The following is a 21239-nucleotide window of genomic DNA, read 5'->3' as shown; positions in this document are numbered from 1 at the left end:
ATCACCCGCATCGGTGGGGTGGAGATCTTGTCCTCGGGGGAGGAGGAGGTGAACGTCACCGAGTCCGAGGTTCCGGTGCTCGCCGGAGCCTGGTGCAAAAGGGAGATGCTCCGCCAGTGGAGCGGGGCTATCCGGGAACGGAGTTCTGCGTGGACATCGTCGTCAAGGGCCGCAAGACCGAGGTGCCCGAGCGGTTCCGCAAGCACGTGGCCGAGAAGCTGAAGCTGGAGAAGATCCAGAAGCTCGATGGCAAGGTGATCAGCCTCGACGTCGAGGTGTCCAAGGAGCCCAACCCCCGACAGGCCGACCGCTGTGACCGGGTGGAGATCACGCTCCACTCGCGCGGACCGGTGATCCGGGCGGAGGCAGCGGCGAGCGACGCGTATGCAGCACTCGACCTGGCCGCGGACAAGCTCGAGGCCCGGCTGCGCAAGCAGCACGACAAGCGCTACACCCGACGTGGCAACGGCAGGATCCCGGCGGCCGAGGTCGCCGACCACGTCCCGGGTGCCGCGACCCTGAACGGCAACGGCAGCGTCGTCCACGACGGGGACCAGGACGCCGTGCCGACCAAGAAGATCGGCTCCCTCGAAATCATGGGCGAAGGCCCCTGTGTCGTCCGCGAGAAGACCCACGTGGCCGCCCCGATGACGCTCGACCAGGCGCTCTACGAAATGGAGCTGGTCGGGCACGACTTCTACCTCTTCGTCGACTCCGAGACGAAGGAGCCCAGTGTCGTCTACCGGCGGCACGCCTACGACTACGGCGTCATCCACCTGAGCACGGACCCGATGGTCGCCGAAGGCGGTACGGACGCGCCGGGCGGTGCGCTCGGCGGCTGACCCGGCCCGGTGACAGCCCCGACCGGCCGATGAGCCGGTCCGGTGCCCCTGGAAGCGCGTGTGCGCCCCCAGGGGCACCGGTGTGCGACCCCTTGGCGCCCCGCTCTGACACCGCACTGCCGTCCCGGCATGGAATCATGGCCGCACCGGCCCAACCGGTGGGCCGTTGCCTTGGGTTGGCGATGGCACGGAAACACAGGCCACGGCCTTCAGGGGGAGGAACGATGGCGGACAGCTTCGGACCGATGCGTGACCGGGACGCGGACCACGGCGTGGTCGCCCCGGGCCCGGACGTGGGCTCCGCGCGCAAGGAACCCATCCGGGTCCTCGTCGTGGACGACCACGCCCTCTTCCGCCGAGGTCTGGAGATCGTGCTCGCGGCCGAGGAGGACATCCAGGTCGTCGGCGAGGCGGGCGACGGGGCGGAGGCGGTCGACAAAGCCGCCGACCTGCTGCCCGACATCGTGCTGATGGACGTACGGATGCCCAAGCGCGGCGGTATCGAGGCGTGCACCTCCATCAAGGAGGTGGCCCCCAGCGCGAAGATCATCATGCTGACGATCAGCGACGAGGAGGCCGACCTCTACGACGCGATCAAGGCGGGCGCCACCGGATACCTCCTCAAGGAGATCTCCACGGACGAGGTCGCCACCGCCATTCGCGCGGTCGCCGACGGCCAGTCGCAGATCAGCCCCTCGATGGCGTCGAAACTCCTCACCGAGTTCAAATCGATGATCCAGCGCACCGACGAGCGCCGGCTCGTGCCCGCGCCCCGGCTCACCGAACGGGAACTGGAAGTCCTCAAACTCGTGGCCACGGGCATGAACAACCGTGATATCGCCAAGGAGTTGTTCATCTCCGAGAACACCGTGAAGAACCACGTCCGCAACATCCTGGAGAAACTGCAACTGCACTCCAGGATGGAGGCCGTGGTCTACGCGATGCGCGAGAAGATCCTCGAAATCCGCTGAGCGGGCGGGAGTCAGCCCAGCAGGCGGGAGATCTCCGTGACGAGCGCCTCCCGCAGTTGCGGGGCGTCCACCCGCTCGACCCGCACATCCGCGCAGTCCACCCAACTCGCGGCCTCCACCAGGGCCTGCGCCACCGCGGGCACCGCCCGCACGCCGTCCACCGTGACCTGCTTGGCGACCAGGGTGCCGCCCTCCCGCGCCGGGTCCACCCGCCCGACCAGCCGGCCGCCCGCGAGGACCGGCATCGCGAAATACCCGTGGACCCGCTTCGGCTTGGGCGTGTACGCCTCCAGCCGGTGCGTGAAGTCGAAGATCCGCTCCGTGCGCGCCCGCTCCCAGACGAGGGAGTCGAACGGCGACAGCAGCGTCGTACGGTGGCGCCCGCGCGGGACCGTCGCCAGCGCCACCGGGTCCGCCCAGGCGTCCGCCGCCGGGCGCGCGCCGAGCCTTCGGCCGGCCGCCTTCCCCGTGCCGGGCCTGCCCCAGCCCCGCACCGTCACCGGGACGAGACCGGAGTCCGCGATCACCGCGTCGACCTGATCGCCCCGCAGCCGGTGGTAGTCGGCGATGTCCGCGCGGGTGCCAACGCCGAGCGCCTGGCCCGCGAGGCGGACGAGCCGGCGCAGGCACTCGGCGTCGTCCAGGTCGTCATGGAGGAGTGACGCCGGGATCGCCCGCTCCGCGAGGTCGTACACCCGCTTCCAGCCGCGCCGCTCCACGCACACCACCTCGCCGTACATCAGCGCGCGCTCGACGGCGACCTTGGTGCCCGACCAGTCCCACCACTCGCTGGTCTTCTTCGCGCCGCCCAAGTCCGTGGCCGTCAGGGGGCCTTCGGCGCGGAGCTGCTTGACGACCTGGTCGTACGTGCCGTCGGGCAGCTCGTGGTTCCAGTGCGGGCGGGCGCGGTAGGCGCGGCGGCGGAAGGCGAAGTGCGGCCACTCCTCGACGGGCAGGATGCAGGCCGCGTGTGACCAGTACTCGAAGGCGTGCGGCGCCGCGGCGCCGCCGGCCGACGGTGACGAGGACCAGTACGCCTGCTCGACCGTCTTGCGGCCGACGGCGCCGAGCCGGGCGTAGGGGACGAGTTCGTGCGAGCGGGCGAGCACGGAGATGGTGTCGAGCTGCACCGCGCCGAGGTGCCGCAGGACTCCCCGCACGCCCGCTCTGCGGTCCTGGGCGCCCAGGAAGCCCTGCGCCCGCAGCACGATGCGGCGGGCTTCGTCCGCGGAGAGTTCGGTGAGGGGTCGCGGGAGACTCGTCATGCCCACACGGTAGGCCGTGCCACTGACAATCGGGCACCGCCCGGGCGAGCCAACGGGCACCACTCCGGCGAGCCATCGGATACCGCTCCGGCGAGCGACCGGATACCGCCGCGGCGAGCGACCGGGCACCGCTCGGGCGAGCGACCGGACGCCGCTCCGGCGAGGCGCGCTCACCCCGGCCGAGGCGGTCCCCGTACGACCGCCGGGGGACCGCCGGGGGCGCCCCCTGACCGGGCGCGCGGCGCGGGACTCCCGCAGGACCCGGGGCACAGGACCCTGGGGGCGTCAGCGGGCCGGAAGGTACGGGGCCGTCGACGCCAGGCCCAGGTCGGAGGGGAGCAGCGAGCCGATCCAGCAGTCCCTGCGGACGCCCTTGTTGTTGATCGCGGAGCGGAGCGTGCCCTCGATGGTGAAGCCGGCCTTCTCGGCGACCGCGCGGGAGCCGGTGTTGCCGACCTCGGCACGCCATTCGACGCGGTCCACGGAGATGTCGGTGAAGGCCCAGCGGGACACCGCGAGGGAGGCCTCGGTGACATAGCCGTTGCCCCGGTGCTCCTTCACCGCCCAGAAGCCGATCTCGCCGACCCCGAGGGCGCGCATGGTGATAGCGACCATGGCCACCAGTTCCCCGGAGGGCAGGAAGACCCCGAAGGTGAAGGCGGAGCCGTCGGCCCAGCCCTCGGGCACCATCTGGTCCGTGAAGCCCGTCGCGTGCTCGCGCAGATACGGGGAGGGGATCGTGGTCCAGCGCTGGATGTCCGGGTCCTGGGCGGCGTCGAAGACGGCGTCGGTGTCCTCCACCCCCACGGCGCGCAGGACGAGACGGTCGGTGGTCAGGGTGACGGGGTCCATCGGCCGATTCTGCTCGGGGAGCCCCGCGGACGCCATTCCTTTGCGGTGAGTGAGCAGTTCGTCACTTTTCGCTGCGCGAACGCGGCACCTTCGGCATCGCCTGTCCGTTGTCCTAGTGGCTGTCGCAGGCAGACCTCCCGACGCGGTGTGGTCCTCGCTTACGATGGCCGTTGCTCAAGCTGTGATTTGAATCTGTCATTGAACCCGACCGTCCCAGGCCCGACCGGCAAGGAGACAAACCCCCGTGTCCGTCCTCTCGAAGATCATGCGTGCAGGCGAAGGCAAGATCCTGCGCAAGCTGCACCGCATCGCGGACCAGGTCAACTCCATCGAAGAGGACTTCGTCGACCTCTCCGACGCCGAGCTGAGGGCCCTCACCGATGAGTACAAGCAGCGGTACGCCGACGGCGAGAGCCTCGACGACCTGATGCCCGAGGCGTTCGCCACCGTCCGTGAGGCGGCCAAGCGCGTCCTTGGCCAGCGCCACTACGACGTGCAGATGATGGGCGGCGCCGCGCTGCACCTCGGCTATGTCGCGGAGATGAAGACCGGTGAGGGCAAGACGCTCGTCGGCACCCTGCCCGCGTATCTGAACGCCCTGTCCGGCAAGGGCGTCCACCTCATCACGGTCAACGACTACCTGGCCGAGCGCGACTCCGAGATGATGGGCCGCGTCCACAAGTTCCTCGGCCTCGAAGTCGGCTGCATCCTCGCGAACATGACTCCGGCCCAGCGCCGTGAGCAGTACGCGTGCGACATCACGTACGGCACGAACAACGAGTTCGGCTTCGACTACCTGCGCGACAACATGGCGTGGGCGCAGGACGAACTCGTGCAGCGCGGCCACAACTTCGCGATCGTCGACGAGGTCGACTCCATCCTCGTCGACGAGGCGCGCACGCCGCTGATCATCTCCGGCCCGGCCGACCAGGCGACCAAGTGGTACGGCGACTTCGCCAAGCTGGTCACCCGCCTCAAGAAGGGCGAGCCCGGCAACCCCCTCAAGGGCATCGAGGAGACGGGGGACTACGAGGTCGACGAGAAGAAGCGCACCGTCGCCATCCACGAGTCCGGTGTCTCCAAGGTCGAGGACTGGCTCGGCATCGACAACCTCTACGAGTCGGTGAACACCCCCCTCGTCGGCTACCTGAACAACGCCATCAAGGCGAAGGAACTGTTCAAGAAGGACAAGGACTACGTCGTCATCGACGGCGAGGTCATGATCGTCGACGAGCACACCGGCCGTATTCTCGCCGGCCGCCGCTACAACGAGGGCATGCACCAGGCGATCGAGGCGAAGGAAGGGGTGGACATCAAGGACGAGAACCAGACGCTCGCCACGATCACCCTGCAGAACTTCTTCCGCCTCTACAAGCGTCACGACCAGCAGGGCAAGGAGATGCCGGGCCTGTCCGGCATGACCGGTACGGCGATGACCGAGGCCGCCGAGTTCCACCAGATCTACAAGCTCGGCGTCGTCCCGATCCCGACCAACCGGCCGATGGTCCGCAAGGACCAGTCCGACCTGATCTACCGCACCGAGGTCGCCAAGTTCGAGGCGGTCGTCGACGACATCGTGGAGAAGCACGAGAAGGGCCAGCCGATCCTCGTCGGCACGACGTCGGTCGAGAAGTCCGAGTACCTCTCGCAGCAGCTCTCCAAGCGCGGTGTCCAGCACGAGGTGCTGAACGCCAAGCAGCACGACCGTGAGGCGCCGATCATCGCGCAGGCGGGCCGCAAGGGCGCCGTCACCGTCGCCACGAACATGGCCGGCCGCGGTACGGACATCAAGCTCGGCGGCAACCCGGACGACCTCGCCGAGGCGGAGCTGCGTCAGCGCGGCCTCGACCCCGAGGAGCACATCGAGGAGTGGGCCGCCGCGCTGCCCGCCGCCCTGGAGAAGGCCGAGCAGGCCGTCAAGGCGGAGTTCGAGGAGGTCAAGGCGCTCGGCGGCCTCTACGTCCTCGGCACCGAGCGGCACGAGTCGCGCCGTATCGACAACCAGCTCCGCGGCCGTTCCGGCCGTCAGGGCGACCCGGGCGAGTCGCGCTTCTACCTCTCCCTGGGCGACGACCTGATGCGGCTGTTCAAGGCGCAGATGGTCGAGCGCGTCATGTCGATGGCGAACGTGCCGGACGACGTGCCGATCGAGAACAAGATGGTCACCCGCGCGATCGCGTCCGCCCAGTCGCAGGTCGAGCAGCAGAACTTCGAGACCCGTAAGAACGTCCTGAAGTACGACGAGGTGCTCAACCGGCAGCGCGAGGTCATCTACGGCGAGCGCCGCCGCGTCCTGGAGGGCGAGGACCTCCAGGAGCAGATCCAGCACTTCATGGACGACACCATCGACGCCTACATCGCGGCCGAGACCGCCGAGGGCTTCGCCGAGGAGTGGGACCTCGACCGGCTGTGGGGCGCCTTCCGGCAGCTCTACCCGGTGAAGGTCACCGTCGAGGAGCTGGAGGACGCGGCGGGTGACCGTTCCGGTCTGACCGCCGAGTTCATCTCCGAGTCCATCAAGGACGACATCCACGAGCAGTACGCGGCCCGCGAGGAGCAGCTCGGCTCCGAGATCATGCGTGAGCTGGAGCGCCGGGTCGTGCTGTCGGTCCTGGACCGCAAGTGGCGCGAGCACCTCTACGAGATGGACTACCTCCAGGAGGGCATCGGCCTGCGCGCGATGGCCCAGAAGGACCCGCTGGTCGAGTACCAGCGCGAGGGCTTCGACATGTTCAGCGCCATGATGGACGGCATCAAGGAGGAGTCCGTCGGCTACCTGTTCAACCTGGAGGTCCAGGTCGAACAGCAGGTCGAGGAGGTCGAGGTCGCCGACTCCGTGCCGTCGCTGGACAAGCAGGACGCCGTCCCGGCCGGTGCCGTGCGGCCCGAGATCCGCGCCAAGGGGCTCGACGCCCCGCAGCGGCCGGACCGGCTGCACTTCTCCGCGCCGAGCGTCGACGGCGAGGGCGGTGTCATCGAGGGCGACTTCACCCACGACGACGAGCCCGTGCGCTCGGAGGCGGACGGCCTCACGCGCGCGGAGCGCCGCAAGCAGCAGAAGGGTGGCGCTCGCCGCCGCAAGAAGTAGTGCGGGAGGGTCGCGCGCGCAGCCGGTGACGGCCGGGGCGCGTGGCCGCGAGCAGCGGTCCGGAAGGGCCGGGTACCTGGGGTACCCGGCCCTTCCGGCGTCCGCACGCGCCCCCGCGCCGGGCCGCCTTCCGGGGCCGGCCCGGCTTTGAGGTAGGTGCCTCGGCCCCCTCCGGCCCCCGGCTACCGGGAGGCCCGGCCCGGTCAGGCGTTCTCCGCGTGGGGCAGGCGGGGGCCGCCCATTTCGACGGCCGTGCAGCGCCAGCGCAGGTCGGGGCCCTGCTCCAGGCGGAAGGCCATGGCACGGAGCTGGTCACCGGCGCCGATACGGGCGAAGGCCTCGACCGCGCCGGGGCGGGCGACGTAGTAGCCGATGTCCCGGACGACGGGACGGGCACCCCGGGTGCGCAGCGGGCCGCGCTCCGCGAGCCGGACCAGTTGGTCGTAGGCGCGGCCGGCGGTGTGCCGCAGCATGCAGTGGACGGGGCGCGCGCCGCTCAGCACGGCGAGCAGCCGCTCGGCGAACACGTCGGTGGGCCGCGGCTGCGGCACCGCCCGGCGCGGGGGCCCCGCATCCGCCGGGCGCCTGTCTCCCGGCGCGTGCCGGTGCCCGTCGCCCGCCCCCGCCCGGGGGCGGGTCCCTGCGGCCGGGCGGCGCCCTTCGCCTGCCGCTAGCGGGTGCCCGACTCCTGCCCCTGCCGGGTGCCCGTCTGCTGCCCCCGGCCGGTGGCCGGCTCCTGGCCTTGCCAGACGTCCGTCGGCTGCCCCGGGCGGGTACCCGCCGGCCGCTCCCGGGCGGCGCCCTTCGCCTCCCGCTTGCGGGAGTCCGACCGCTGCCCCTGCCGGGTGCCCGTCGCCCGCCCCCGCCGGGTGCCCTCCAGCCGACCCCGGCCTTGACCCCGCCCTGTGCCCGTAGCCCGCCCCTCCCGCGAGTCCTTCAGCCGACCCTGACCCCGGCCCAGTCCCCGACCCCGACCCAGTCCCCGACCCCGACCCGCGCCCATCGTCCGACCCCGCCCGGAGCCCCTCTCCCGGCCCCTCCGAGGTTCCCGCGTCCGGGAGGGGTGCCCGTGGCTCACGTGGGGCCGCCGGGGTCCTCAAGGGGGCGTCCGGGGGAGTGTGGGAGGGCGTGGGGGTGTGTGCTCCTGGTGTGAGGGCCGATGGGGTGCTGTCGGGGTCTGGGGTGCGGGGTGGGCCGGGGCGGCGGGAGTCCTGGCGGCCCGGGGGGCGGCCCGCCGGATGGCGCCTCGTCCTGGTCATCACCTTGTTCATCTGCCGTCCCCGTTCCTCCGGACCGGCACATACCGGTCGGTAACCTGCCGTTGGGGATCTTGTACGAGGCGGGGAAGGGCCCTCGCAAGGAACGCGGGCCCGCGTCGCGGCGGCCGGAGAGTTCACCTATCAGGGTTGCGGCACCGCCCGGAAACCCCGTGGGCCAAGGCCTGTGCCGGGTGAATCGCGGGACCGGGGCTGACGTCCCGTACCGGGCGGCCGGGGACTCGAAAGGGGACCGCCGCACGTATCCTGAAGGCCCTCCCCAAAGGCGCGGGACCGCCCTCCCCGGAGCCCCGCGGACCGCGCACCCCCGGAGCCCCCGACTACGAAAGCGGCCACCATGCGCGTCTACGTCCCCCTGACCCTCTCCGGTCTCGCCGAGGCGTACAAGACGGGAGAGCTGGAGGCGGGCCCGTTCGTCGCGTACGCCGTCACCCCCGCGCTGCGCGAGTGGTACCTCTCCGACGACATCGAGGAGCTGGAGTACGCGGCGCTCAGCCGTGCCGCGCTGGCCTCCCTGCGGCTCCTCGCGATGGACCCCGGGGCGGTACGGCGCCGGGTCGTCGTCGCCGTGGACGTGCCGGACCGGGCCGCCGTGCCCGACCCCGACCGCGGACTCGACCCCGCCGCGCTCGGCGAGGTGCGCGTCGCCCAGGGCGTGCCGCTGAGCAAGGCCGCCGCCGTCCACGTCGACGCCCCCGAGGCCGAGGCGGACGTCACCGCCGCCGCGGCGGCGCTCGGAGCGGCGGACGCCGGGGACGACGACGCGCAGTTCGTCGTGGACGGCGCCGAGGACCACGAACTGCTGTGGTTCGCCACGCAGGAGATCGCCGGCCTGGTGGGGCAGGGGGAGTAGCCGCCGGGGGGTGGGGCGCTGTCGGTGGTGGCGGGTACGTTCTTGGGTATGGGGAAGCGAGGAAACGCGCACATCGTCTGGGACTGGAACGGCACGCTGTTCCACGACAATGACGCGATCATCGGGGCGACGAACGCGGCGTTCGCCGAGCTGGGAATCGAGCCGATCACGCTGGAGCGGTACCGGGCCATGTACTGCGTGCCCGTGCCGAAGTTCTACGAGCGGCTGATGGGCAGACTGCCCACGGACGCCGAGTGGCAGATCATGGACGACACCTTCCACCGGTACTACGCGGAGCACCGCGTCGCCTGCGGGCTGACCGACGGGGTGCCCGCGCTGCTCGCCGGCTGGGGCGCGGCCGGCCGCAGCCAGTCACTCCTGAGCATGTACGTGCATGACGAACTGGTGCCGCTGGTGCGGGACTTCGGGATCGAGCCGCACTTCGTCCGGGTGGACGGGCGCACCGGGCCCTCCGGGGGCAGCAAGGCGGAGCACATGGTGCGGCACCTGACGGCCCTCGCCGGGGTGGACCCGTCCCGCGTGGTGGTGATCGGGGACGCCGCCGACGACGCGGTCGCCGCGCTGCACGTGGGCGCGGGCGCGGTCCTCTACACCGGCGGCTCGCACAGCCGCGCCAGCCTGGAGCCGGTGGGCGTCCCGGTGGTGGACAGCCTGGAGGAGGCAGTCGAGGAGGCCCAGCGGCTGGCGGCCTGACCCGTACGACAGGACCCGGGCGCGGTCAGTGGGCCCGGGTGACCGCACCCGGGCCGGACGACCGGTCAGGTCAGGTCACCGGTGCCTTCGCGCGCAGCACCGTCAGGAACTCGCGCATCCACGCCGAGTGGTCGGGCCAGGCGCGGGCCGAGACCAGGGTGCCGTCGACGACCGCCTCCGCGTCCTGGAAGGTCGCCCCGGCCGCCTGCATGTCCAGCTCCAGCGCGGGATAGGCCGTGACCCGGCGCCCGCGCAGACTGTCGACGGCCGCCGTCAGCAGCGGGCCGTGGCAGATCTGGGCCACCGGCTTGTCCGCCTCGAAGAAGGCCTTGAGGATCTTCCGCAGCTCGGGGTCGTTGCGGAGGTACTCCGGGGCGCGCCCGCCGGGGATGACGAGCGCTACGTACGCGCCGGGGTCGACGTCCGCGAAGGCGAGGTCGGCCGGCCAGGTGTAGCCGGGCTTCTCGGTGTAGGTGTCGAAGCCGGGCTCGAAGTCGTGGACCACGAACCGGAGCTTCTTCTGCTCGGGCGCCGCGATGTGGACCTCGTAGCCCTCCTCGCGCAGTCGCTGGTAGGGGTACAGGACCTCCAGTGACTCCGCCGCGTCGCCGGTGACAATCAGGATCTTCGCTGCCATGATGCTGCGCTCCCGTCGGCCGTACTCGCGCCTGGTGTTCGGTCGTCCCGGTCAACCTGCCTCCGGCGCGGGGAGTTGCCAAGGGGGCGCGCGTCCTCGGGAACACCGTCCTCGCGCGGGGCCGCGCGCCCGCCGGGCACCGCCCCGTGGCCCGGCTGCCGCGGAACACCGTCCGTAGGACGACGGTAGTCCGCGGTCGGCCCCCACTGCATGTCCTCGCCCCATTCGTCCCTGTGCATACTGTCAAAGTTCCACCCCCGGTTTTGTACACATACGGCTCATGACGACCCCGGGGTGCGGGGGGATAGCCTGGTGGCGTGATCAGCGCGATATCTCGCGGGGGCGTCGTCGCCCCGGCCCCGCGCCCGGTGCGCACGGACGACATCCGTGACCGGGCGTCAGTCGCTGATCTTCGTGAGCGGGACGGGATGACGGCCGACGCCGTGTGCGCGAGCGCGACAGCCGCGAGCGCCGACGGCACCGCACCCCGTACGTCGAGGGCGCCCAGGGGACGGACAACAGCGCCGGGAGCGGCGTCCCGGACCCCGAAGACGCCGAGAATGGCCGATATCCCCCCGCTCATCTCCCCTTGCGGCATAGCGTCGGAGCAGACCGGACACCCCGCGTCACGGCGTTGCGTCGGAAGCGACGAGACCGTACTTCCTTCAACGTCACGCAACGGCGCGCGACAGGAGCCAGAGGACCATGCAGACCAAGCTGGACGAAGCAAAGGCCGAGCTGCTCGAACGGGCCGCCCGGGTAGCTGAGAACAGCCCGGTCGGGGGGCATCTACCGACCGGGACGACGGACGAGGGCACCCCCGACCGGGACACCGTGCTCGCGTTCCTCCAGCGCTACTACCTGCACACGGCCCCGGAGGACCTCAGCGACCGTGACCCGGTCGACGTCTTCGGAGCGGCCTTCTCCCACTACCGACTGGCCGAGAACCGCCCCCAGGGCACGGCCAACGTGCGCGTGCACACCCCCACCGTCGAGGAGAACGGCTGGACCTGCAGCCACTCCGTCGTCGAGGTGGTGACGGACGACATGCCGTTCCTCGTCGACTCGGTGACCAACGAGCTGTCCCGGCAGGGGCGCGGCATCCATGTCGTGATCCACCCGCAGTTCGCCGTACGGCGCGACCTGACCGGCAAGCTCATCGAGGTGCTGCCCAAGCGGCCCTCCGCCGAGGACCTGCCGCACGACGCGCACGTCGAGTCGTGGATCCACGTCGAGATCGACCGCGAGACCGACCGCGCCGACCTGAAGCAGATCACCGCCGACCTCCTGCGGGTCCTGTCCGACGTCCGCGAGGCCGTCGAGGACTGGGAGAAGATGCGGGACGCGGCGCTGCGGATCGCCGACGAGCTGCCCGCCGAGCCCGCCGCCGACGACCTGCGCGAGCAGGAGGTCGAGGAGGCCCGCGAACTGCTGCGCTGGCTGGCCGGCGACCACTTCACCTTCCTCGGCTACCGCGAGTACCAGCTCCGCGGCGACGACTCGCTGACCGCCGTCCCCGGCACCGGGCTCGGCATCCTGCGCTCCGACCCGCAGCACGGCGACGACGACAGCCACCCGGTCAGCCCGTCCTTCGAGCGGCTGCCCGCCGACGCCCGCGCCAAGGCCCGCGAGCACAAGCTGCTCGTCCTGACAAAGGCCAACAGCCGCGCCACCGTGCACCGGCCCTCCTACCTGGACTACGTCGGGGTCAAGAAGTTCGACGAGAACGGCGAGGTCGTCGGCGAGCGCCGGTTCCTCGGCCTCTTCTCGTCCGCCGCGTACACCGAGTCCGTGCGCCGGGTGCCGGTCGTCCGCCGCAAGGTCGAGGAGGTGCTGCGCGGCGCCGGGTTCTCGCCCAACAGCCACGACGGCCGCGACCTGCTCCAGATCCTGGAGACCTACCCGCGCGACGAGCTGTTCCAGACGCCGCCCGACGAGCTGCGGGCGATCGTCACCTCCGTCCTGTACCTCCAGGAGCGCCGCCGGCTGCGGCTCTACCTGCGCCAGGACGAATACGGCCGCTACTACTCGGCCCTCGTCTACCTGCCCCGCGACCGCTACACCACCGGTGTGCGGCTGCGGATCATCGACATCCTCAAGGAAGAACTCCACGGCACCAGCGTCGACTTCACGGCCTGGAACACCGAGTCGATTCTGTCCCGGCTGCACTTCGTGGTGCGCGTCGAGCCCGGCACCGAGCTGGCGCAGCTCTCCGACGCCGACAAGGAGCGCATCGAGGCGCGGCTGGTGGAGGCCGCCCGCTCCTGGGCCGACGGTTTCGGCGAGGCGCTGACCGCCGAGTGCGGCGAGGAGCGCGCCGCCGAACTGCTGCGCCACTACGGCAACGCGTTCCCCGAGGGCTACAAGGCCGACCACTCGCCGCGCTCCGCCGTCGCCGACCTGGTGCACCTCCAGGCGCTCGACGCGGAGAAGAGCAAGGACTTCGCGCTCAGCCTCTACGAGCCGGTCGGCGCGGCCCCCGGTGAGCGCCGCTTCAAGATCTACCGCACCGGCGAGCAGGTCTCGCTCTCCGCGGTCCTGCCGGCGCTCAACCGCATGGGCGTCGAGGTCACCGACGAGCGCCCGTACGAACTGCGCTGCTCGGACCGGACCACGGCGTGGATCTACGACTTCGGGCTCCGGCTGCCCAAGTCCCTCAACGGCAACGGCGACTACCTCGGCGACGACGGCCGCGAGCGGTTCCAGGAGGCCTTCGCCGCCACCTGGACCGGCCAGGCCGAGAACGACGGCTTCAACGCCCTCGTGCTGAGCGCCGGCCTGAACTGGCGCCAGTCGATGGTGCTGCGGGCCTACGCGAAGTACCTGCGCCAGGCCGGTTCCACCTTCAGCCAGGACTACATGGAGGACACCCTCCGCAACAACGTCCACACCACGCGGCTGCTCGTCTCGCTCTTCGAGGCGCGGATGTCCCCGGAGCGCCAGCGCGCCGGCGTCGAGCTGACGGACGCGCTCCTCGAGGAGCTGGACGCGGCGCTCGACCAGGTGGCCTCCCTGGACGAGGACCGCATCCTGCGGTCCTTCCTGCACCTGATCAAGGCGACCCTGCGCACCAACTTCTTCCAGAAGACGTCGGACGGCACACCGCACCCGTACGTCTCGATGAAGTTCGACCCGACGGCCATCCCGGACCTCCCCGCGCCGCGCCCGGCGTTCGAGATCTGGGTGTACTCGCCGCGCGTCGAGGGCGTGCACCTGCGCTTCGGCAAGGTCGCGCGCGGCGGTCTGCGCTGGTCCGACCGGCGCGAGGACTTCCGTACGGAGATCCTCGGCCTGGTCAAGGCGCAGATGGTGAAGAACACCGTCATCGTGCCGGTCGGCGCCAAGGGCGGCTTCGTCGCCAAGCAGTTGCCCGACCCGTCCGCGGACCGCGACGCGTGGCTCGCCGAGGGCGTCCGCAGCTACCGCACCTTCATCTCGGCGCTGCTCGACATCACCGACAACATGGTCGCCGGTGAGATCGTGCCGCCCGCCGACGTCGTCCGGCACGACGAGGACGACACCTACCTCGTGGTCGCCGCCGACAAGGGCACCGCGACGTTCTCGGACATCGCCAACGAGGTCGCCCAGAGCTACGACTTCTGGCTCGGGGACGCCTTCGCCTCCGGCGGCTCGGCCGGCTACGACCACAAGAAGATGGGCATCACCGCCCGCGGCGCCTGGGAGTCCGTCAAGCGGCACTTCAGGGAGCTGGGCGTCAACACCCAGACGCAGGACTTCACCGTGGTCGGCGTCGGCGACATGTCCGGCGACGTGTTCGGCAACGGCATGCTGCTCTCCGAGCACATCCGGCTGGTCGCCGCGTTCGACCACCGGCACATCTTCATCGACCCGAACCCGGTCGCGGAGACCTCGTACGCCGAGCGCCGCCGCCTGTTCGAGCTGCCGCGCTCCTCGTGGGCGGACTACGACACCGGGCTGATCTCGGCCGGCGGCGGGGTCTTCCCGCGCAGCGCCAAGGCCATCCCGGTCAACGCGCACATCCGCGAGGCCCTCGGCATCGAGTCGAACGTCGCGAAGATGACCCCGGCCGACCTGATGCGGGCCATCCTCCAGGCCCCCGTCGACCTGCTGTGGAACGGCGGCATCGGCACGTACGTGAAGTCGTCCGCCGAGTCGAACGCCGAGGTCGGCGACAAGGCGAACGACGCGATCCGGGTCAACGGCGCCGAACTGCGCGTCAAGGTCGTCGGCGAGGGCGGCAACCTGGGCCTGACCCAGCTCGGCCGCATCGAGTTCGCCCAGCACGGCGGCAAGATCAACACCGACGCCATCGACAACAGCGCGGGCGTGGACACCTCCGACCACGAGGTGAACATCAAGATCCTGCTCAACGCGGTGGTGGCCAACGGCGATCTGACCGTCAAGCAGCGCAACAAACTGCTCGCCGAGATGACCGACGAGGTCGGCGCGCTGGTGCTGCGCAACAACTACGCGCAGAACACGGCGATCGCCAACGCGCTCGCCCAGTCCCCGAGCATGCTCCACGCCCAGCAGCGCTTCCTGCGCCACCTGGTCCGCGAGGGCCACCTCGACCGGGCGCTGGAGTTCCTGCCCAGCGAGCGGCAGATCCGCGAGCGGCTCACCGCCGGCCAGGGTCTGACCGGTCCGGAGACGGCCGTTCTCCTCGCGTACACGAAGATCACGGTCTCCACGGACCTGCTCGCCACCTCGCTGCCCGACGACCCCTATCTGCAGAGCCTGCTGCACGCCTACTTCCCGTCGGCGCTGCGTGACCGGTTCCGCGAGCAGATCGAGGGGCACGCGCTGCGCCGCGAGATCGTGACGACCGTCCTGGTCAACGACACGGTCAACACGGGCGGGACCAGCTTCCTGCACCGGCTGCGGGAGGAGACGGGCGCCTCGCTGGAGGAGATCGTCCGGGCGCAGACCGCGGCCCGCGCGATCTTCAACTCCAGCGCGGTGTGGGACGCGGTGGAGGCGCTCGACAATGTCGTGGCCGCCGACGTCCAGACCCGCATCCGGCTGCACTCGCGGCGGCTGGTGGAGCGCGGCACCCGCTGGCTGCTCAACAACCGGCCGCAGCCGCTCCAGCTCGCCGAGACGATCTCGTTCTTCAGCGCGGGCGTCGAGCAGGTGTGGTCGGAGCTGCCCAAGCTGCTGCGCGGCGCGGACCTGGAGTGGTACCAGCAGATCTGCGACGAGCTGACCACCGCCGGGGTGCCGGACGAACTCGCCACCCGGGTCGCCGGGTTCTCCTCCGCCTTCCCGGCGCTGGACATCGTCTCGGTGGCCGACCGCACGGGCAAGGACCCGATGGCCGTCGCCGAGGTGTACTACGACCTCGCCGACCGGCTCGGCATCACCCAGCTCATGGACCGCATCATCGAGCTGCCGCGTGCCGACCGCTGGCAGTCCATGGCCCGCGCGTCGATCCGCGAGGACCTGTACGCGGCCCACGCGGCGCTCACCGCGGACGTGCTCGCGGTGGGCAACGGCACCTCCACGCCGGAGCAGCGGTTCGAGGCCTGGCAGGAGCGCAACGCGCCGATCCTCGGCCGCGCCCGCGCCACGCTGGAGGAGATCCGCGGTTCGGACTCCTTCGACCTCGCCAACCTGTCGGTGGCGATGCGGACGATGCGGACGCTGCTGCGCACGCACTCGTAGGCAGCCCGAGCCGCCCGGGTTTTCCGGGCGGTACGTGAACGGGGGCGCCCCGGGCCTGAACGGTCCGGGGCGCCCCCGTCCGTGTTGGGCGTGCGCATCGCCTTCGTACGGGTTGGGGGCGGGCCTGTTCGCGTGCGGGCCGCCTTCGTACGGTCCGGGTCGCCCTGTCCGTGTGTGCCGCGTCACCCCGGCTCGCTATTTACCTATACCTGGTAAATAGGACATTTGCCTTAAGGTTGGCTCGATCGGTCGGCCGCTCTCGCCGGTCGGCGGACCGACGCCTGGAGGACCCGGACCCGTGACAGTGCACCTCACCGAGCGGCGGGCCCCGGCGCCCGCCGCGTCCGTCGTCCGCCCCCGGGGCCCCCGGACCGCCGCGAAGGCGCCCCGGGTCCGCCGGCTCGCCATGGAGCTGGCGCGGTTCTCGGTCGTCGGCGGCAGCGGGGTCGCCGTCAACGTCCTCGTCTTCAACCTGGTGCTGCACGGGCTGGGCCGGCCCCCGATGGCCGCCACGGTGACCGCGAGCTGCGTCGCCATGGCCACCAACTACCTCGGCTTCCGCTTCTTCGCCTACCGGGACCGGGCCTCGCGCACCCGCGGCCAGATCGCCCTCTTCTTCGCGTTCAGCGGGCTGGGCGTCCTCATGGAGAGCGCGCTGTTCTACCTCGGCTACCAGCTGCTCGGCATGAGCGGCCCGCTCGGCTCGAACGCGGCCAAGGTGCTGTCCATCGTGCTGGCCTCCGCTTTCCGCTTCGTCGCCTACCGCACCTGGGTGTTCCAACACGCCCGGAGTAGTCGGGAGCGCCCCGACGGGACCCCGTCCCTAGGATAAATAGGATGAACGTGGATCAACACCGCGCGTCCGCCGTATCCGCCGCGTCCGCCGTATCCGGAGGGTCCGCCGGGTCCGGGCCGTCCCGGCCGGCCGTCTCCGTCGTCGTCATCGTCTACAACGACGCCGGCCGGCTGCCCACGGCCGTCCGCTCCGCCCTGGACCAGACGCTGCGCGCCGTCGAGGTCGTCATCGTCGACGACCGGAGCACCGACGGCTCGTACGAGGTGGCGCGCGGGCTGGCCGCCGCCCACCCCGGCCGGGTCCGCGCCTTCCAGCTCGCCGAGAACAGCGGCGGCTGCGGCGCCCCCCGCAACCGGGGCATCACCGAGGCCCGCGGCGACTTCGTCGTCTTCCTCGACAGCGACGACGTCCTGGAGCGCAACGCCTGCCGCAACATGCTGGAGGCCGCCGAGACCACCGGCGCCGACCTTGTCTCCGGCCTGTGCGTGCGCGTGCACGTCGACTCGCGCACCGGCAAGGAGGTCAAGTGGTACCCCTGGCTGTACGAGCGCACCCGGACCCTGGAGTCGGTCTCCGAGCTGCCCGACCTGATGGTCTTCGACACCCTCTCCACGAACAAGTGCTACCGCCGCCGCTTCCTGCTCGACCAGGAGCTGCGCTTCCCGGTCGGCATCCACTACGAGGACCTGCTGTTCTCCGCCCAGGCCTACGCCTCGGCCAGCCGCATCACCCTGATCCCCAACCGGGTGTACGACTGGCGGGTCGCCGACCAGGCGGGCGTGAAGTCCATCAGCAACCGGCGTGACGAGATCGCCAACTTCACCCACCGCATGGAGATCCACCGGCGCGTGGACCGGCTCCTCGCCGACAAGGGGCTCCTGGAGCTGAAGTTCGCCAAGGACGTCAAGTTCCTCAAGCACGACCTCGTGCTGCACCTGCGCGAACTGCCCTTCCGGGACGCGGCCTTCCGCGAGGAGTTCGCCGAGATCGCCCGGGAGTACCTGGAGTCGATCGACCGCGCCGCCTTCGACGAGGCCGAACCCATCCACGCCGTCTGCGCCTACCTCCTCCAGGTCGGCGACTGGGACAACCTGCTGCCCGCCGTGGACACCCTCACCAACCGCGACAAGATCTCCTCGCCGCTGGTCGAGCGCGACGGCCGGGTGTACTGGTGCGCGGAACACCTGGACGACCCCTTCGGCCGGCACGTCCTGGACGTCACCGACCTCGGCTACCACGCCCGGCCGGTCGAGAAGATGTTCCTGCGCGACGAACTGACCTCCTACCAGCGGGGACCCGGCGGAACCGTCCGGCTCACCGGGCGCGTCACCAACCCGCTCGGGGTGATCCCGCCGGACGCCCGGCTCACCGCGCAGCTGGAGTTCTACGCCCGCCGGCGCGGGGTGCGCTTCCAGACGTTCCGCTTCCCCGTCGCCCGGGTCTGGCACGCCGGCGACACCATCGCCTGGGAGGGCTCGGCTGACCTCACGGCCGTCCGCCCGCTGGGCGTCGTGGACACCGTGTGGGACGTACGGCTGCACCTCGACGTCGACGGGGTGCGCACCACCACCCGGCTCACCGCCGCCGAACCCGGCCTGATCGCGGGCCGGTTGCCGGTCCGGCCCCGGCTCACCCGGCTGGTCGCCGACCGCTTCGAGCCCGTCGTCTCCACCCGCGGCCATCTGTCCTACCGGCTCGTCCCGGACAAGAAGGCGAACGCCGTCGTACAGCGCGGAATCCACGGCCGCCCCGGCGCGCTCGCCAAGTCCGGTGTCCGCAAGGCGCGTTCACTGCGCAAGGACCTCACCTCGGGGCCGACCAAGATCCGCCTCTACCGCGAGGTGTTCAGCCGGCTCCCCGTCCGCAAACGGCTCGTCGTCTTCGAGAGCCACCTCGGCCGCCAGTACAGCGACAGCCCCCGCGCCCTGTACGAGGAGATGCGCCGCCAGGGCCTGGAGTTCGAGGCCGTCTGGTCCTACGCCGGCCGGCCCGACGGGTTCCCGGCCGACGCCACCCTCGTACGCCGCTGGTCGCTGCCCTATCTGCGGGCGCTCGCGCAGGCCGAGTTCTGGGTCGACAACCAGAGCTACCCGCTCAAGCTCACCAAGCGGCCCCGGACCACCTACCTCCAGACCTGGCACGGCTCCGCCCTCAAGCGGATGGGCTTCGACGAGCCCGAGTGGAAGCTCAAGTCCCGGGCGGCGCAGGACACCCAGCAGCGCACCCTCGACCGCTTCGACCGGTTCCTGATCCGCTCCGAGCACGATGTGCGCACCCTCGCCCGGGCGTTCCGCCTCCAGGAGCGCACCCTGCTGCGGGTCGGCTACCCGCGCAACGACGCCCTCGTCCAGGCCCGGCTGCGGGAACAGTCCGGCGAGCCGCGCGAACGCGGGCCGCTGGCAGCCGAGTTGGGCATCCCCGACGACAAGCAGATCCTGCTGTACGCCCCGACCTTCCGGCACCGCGGCAACGGGCAGAAGCGGTTCGAGCTGCCCTTCGACGTGGAACGCTTCGCCGACACCTTCGGCGACCGCTACGTCCTGCTCGTCCGCTCCCACTACCTCAACCACGTGGTGCTCCCGCCGTCCGTGCGCGGCCGGGTCGTCGACGTCACCGCGCAGCACGACATGACCCCGCTGCTCGCGCTGGCCGACGGGCTGATCACCGACTACTCGTCCGTGATGTTCGACTACGCCCTCCTCGACCGGCCCCTCTTCTTCTTCGTCTACGACTACGAGGAATACGTCCACGAGGGCCGCGGCACCTACTTCGACCTGCTGGAGCGGGCTCCCGGACCCGTCGTGCGCACCGAGGACGAACTGCACACCGTCCTCGGTTCACTGGAGGAACAGGCCGTCAAGTACGCGCCGAAACGCGAGCAGTTCACCGCCGAGTTCGGCGAGTACGACCAGGGGACCGCGTCCCGCGACATCGTCGAGCAGTTCTTCGCGCACTGGAGGCGTGGATGACCGACTTCCCGCAGCGGGACATCTTCTTCGTCTCCAACAGCGTCGACGAACTCGGCGGGGTGACGAGCTGGTCGCACCAGATGGCCCGCCTCTTCACCGAGCGCGGCCACCGCGTGCACGTCATCGGGATCACCGACCCCGACGTCCCCCAGGAACTGGGCGAACTCCCGTACCCCACCACGACCTTGTACGACGTCCGGCCGCCGCGGGTCAGGGCCGCGCGCGGGCTGCGCGGGCGGATCGACGTCGTGGAACACCGGCGGCGGGCCGAGCGGGCCGCCGGGATGCTCGAACGGGCCGGGGAGCTGAGCGCGCTGCTGCGCACGGCGCGGCCCGGCGGAGTCGTGATCGTCACCCAGGTATGGGCCATGGAGTGGGTGGAACTCGCCGACACCGAGGGGCTGACCGTCATCGGGATGAGCCACGAGTCCTTCGCCTATTCCCGGACGACCTCGCGCTTCCGGCGGGTGCTCAAGCACTACCGGGACGTCGACCGGCTGCTGGCGCTCACCCGCGAGGACGCCGACCTGTGGATCAGACAGGGCCTGAACAACGTCTCCTTCATGCCGAACCCGCTCCCGTTCATGCCCGAGGTGCCCTCGCCGCGCACCGAGAACGTCGTCGTCAGCATCGGCCGGCTGCACGACCAGAAGGGCATCGACATGCTGCTCGACGCCTGGGCGGAGGCGGCGCCCCAGCACCCCGACTGGCGGCTGCGGATCTACGGGTCCGGGGAGGACGAGGAGATCCTCAAGAAGCAGTGCACGGCCCTCGGGCTGGACGACTCGGTCGACTGGATGGGGCGGACGAGCGATGTGCCGGGCGCCCTGCGCGGCGGCTCGGTGTTCGTCCTCTCCTCGCGGGGCGAGGGGTTCCCGCTCGCCGTCATGGAGGCCATGGCCGCCGGGGTGCCGTGTGCCGCCTTCGACTGCGCGCCCGGGGTCCACGAGATCATCCGGGACGGCGAGGACGGACTGCTCGCCACGCTCGGCAACACGGGTGAACTGGCCCGCCGGCTGGACACGTTGATGTCCGACAAGGCACTGCGGGACGCGATGGGGGACGCGGCGCGCGTGAACGTGCAGCGCTTCACCACCGGTGAGGTGGTCCGCAGGTGGGAGGAGTTGTTCGCGTTCTTGGAGCGGTGAGGGGGAGTGGTGGGGGAGTGGTGGGTCGGCGAGGGCCGGGTGTCTGACTCCGGGGGCTGGACGCCGAACGGGACGCGGGGGGGGGGGTGGATCCGCCCCCACGGGGGGGGCCGCGCCGCCCCCCACCCCCCCCCCGGGGGGGGCGGCGGTTGGCGGTGCGGGGGGGCGCGGGGGGAAGGAT

Annotated in this window: 13 protein-coding genes; 9 read left to right on the top strand and 4 right to left on the bottom strand. The window is 71.1% G+C overall.

Annotated features, from left to right (window positions below):
• Positions 1-116: 116 nt before the first annotated feature.
• Together raiA and AB0912_RS32360 are read left to right on the top strand one after the other, a co-directional pair.
• A complete protein-coding gene (gene raiA, locus AB0912_RS32365) occupies positions 117-842 on the top strand; it encodes a ribosome-associated translation inhibitor RaiA (protein WP_366706214.1) in 726 nt (241 codons plus the stop codon).
• Between the two features lie 224 nt (positions 843-1066).
• Positions 1067-1813, top strand: a complete 747-nt coding sequence (locus AB0912_RS32360; RefSeq protein ID WP_366706212.1) for a response regulator transcription factor — start codon at positions 1067-1069, stop codon at positions 1811-1813.
• Between the two features lie 11 nt (positions 1814-1824).
• Here AB0912_RS32360 and AB0912_RS32355 read toward each other — a convergent pair whose 3' ends face one another.
• Positions 1825-3078, bottom strand: coding sequence for a crosslink repair DNA glycosylase YcaQ family protein (locus tag AB0912_RS32355; RefSeq protein ID WP_366706210.1), 1254 nt, complete (start codon positions 3076-3078; stop codon positions 1825-1827).
• Positions 3079-3363: 285 nt separating this feature from the next.
• Complete coding sequence (locus tag AB0912_RS32350; RefSeq protein WP_366706208.1) at positions 3364-3930, bottom strand: GNAT family protein; 567 nt, start codon at positions 3928-3930, stop codon at positions 3364-3366.
• A 244-nt stretch (positions 3931-4174) separates the two neighbouring features.
• On the opposite strand from AB0912_RS32350, the gene secA reads away from it, so the two are divergent.
• Positions 4175-7018, top strand: a complete 2844-nt coding sequence (gene secA / locus AB0912_RS32345) for a preprotein translocase subunit SecA (protein WP_366706206.1) — start codon at positions 4175-4177, stop codon at positions 7016-7018.
• Between the two features lie 203 nt (positions 7019-7221).
• Here secA and AB0912_RS32340 read toward each other — a convergent pair whose 3' ends face one another.
• Entirely contained in the window at positions 7222-7569 is a 348-nt protein-coding gene (locus AB0912_RS32340) for an Rv3235 family protein (protein ID WP_366706204.1), read from the bottom strand.
• 1063 nt (positions 7570-8632) lie between these two features.
• On the opposite strand from AB0912_RS32340, the gene AB0912_RS32335 reads away from it, so the two are divergent.
• Together AB0912_RS32335 and AB0912_RS32330 are read left to right on the top strand one after the other, a co-directional pair.
• A complete protein-coding gene (locus AB0912_RS32335) occupies positions 8633-9148 on the top strand; it encodes a hypothetical protein (RefSeq protein WP_366706202.1) in 516 nt (171 codons plus the stop codon).
• A 48-nt stretch (positions 9149-9196) separates the two neighbouring features.
• On the top strand, positions 9197-9862 hold the full coding sequence (locus tag AB0912_RS32330; protein ID WP_366706200.1) for an HAD family hydrolase: 666 nt from the start codon (positions 9197-9199) through the stop codon (positions 9860-9862).
• Positions 9863-9932: 70 nt separating this feature from the next.
• On the opposite strand, the gene AB0912_RS32325 is transcribed toward AB0912_RS32330, so the two are convergent.
• Entirely contained in the window at positions 9933-10499 is a 567-nt protein-coding gene (locus AB0912_RS32325; RefSeq protein ID WP_366706198.1) for a DJ-1/PfpI family protein, read from the bottom strand.
• A 705-nt stretch (positions 10500-11204) separates the two neighbouring features.
• Here AB0912_RS32325 and AB0912_RS32320 point away from each other — a divergent pair.
• The 4 genes from AB0912_RS32320 to AB0912_RS32305 all read left to right on the top strand — a co-directional run bounded on the left by AB0912_RS32320 (position 11205) and on the right by AB0912_RS32305 (position 21058).
• The gene (locus tag AB0912_RS32320) at positions 11205-16145 is read left to right on the top strand and encodes an NAD-glutamate dehydrogenase (protein ID WP_366706196.1); all 4941 of its coding nucleotides are present in this window, start codon (positions 11205-11207) and stop codon (positions 16143-16145) included.
• Positions 16146-16443: 298 nt separating this feature from the next.
• A complete protein-coding gene (locus tag AB0912_RS32315; protein WP_366706194.1) occupies positions 16444-16977 on the top strand; it encodes a GtrA family protein in 534 nt (177 codons plus the stop codon).
• 5 nt (positions 16978-16982) lie between these two features.
• Positions 16983-19910: a CDP-glycerol glycerophosphotransferase family protein gene (locus tag AB0912_RS32310; RefSeq protein WP_366706192.1), complete on the top strand. Its 2928-nt coding sequence runs from the start codon at positions 16983-16985 to the stop codon at positions 19908-19910.
• Positions 19907-21058, top strand: coding sequence for a glycosyltransferase (locus tag AB0912_RS32305; RefSeq protein ID WP_366706190.1), 1152 nt, complete (start codon positions 19907-19909; stop codon positions 21056-21058). Before AB0912_RS32310 ends, AB0912_RS32305 begins: the two co-directional genes overlap by 4 nt.
• Positions 21059-21239: the final 181 nt, after the last annotated feature.

Source organism: Streptomyces sp. NPDC007084 (assembly GCF_040703595.1).
In the GTDB taxonomy this organism is placed as follows: Bacteria; Actinomycetota; Actinomycetes; order Streptomycetales; family Streptomycetaceae; genus Streptomyces.
The sequence above is the reverse complement of the archived record's forward strand: the minus strand, read 5'-3'. Positions and strand labels throughout refer to the sequence as shown.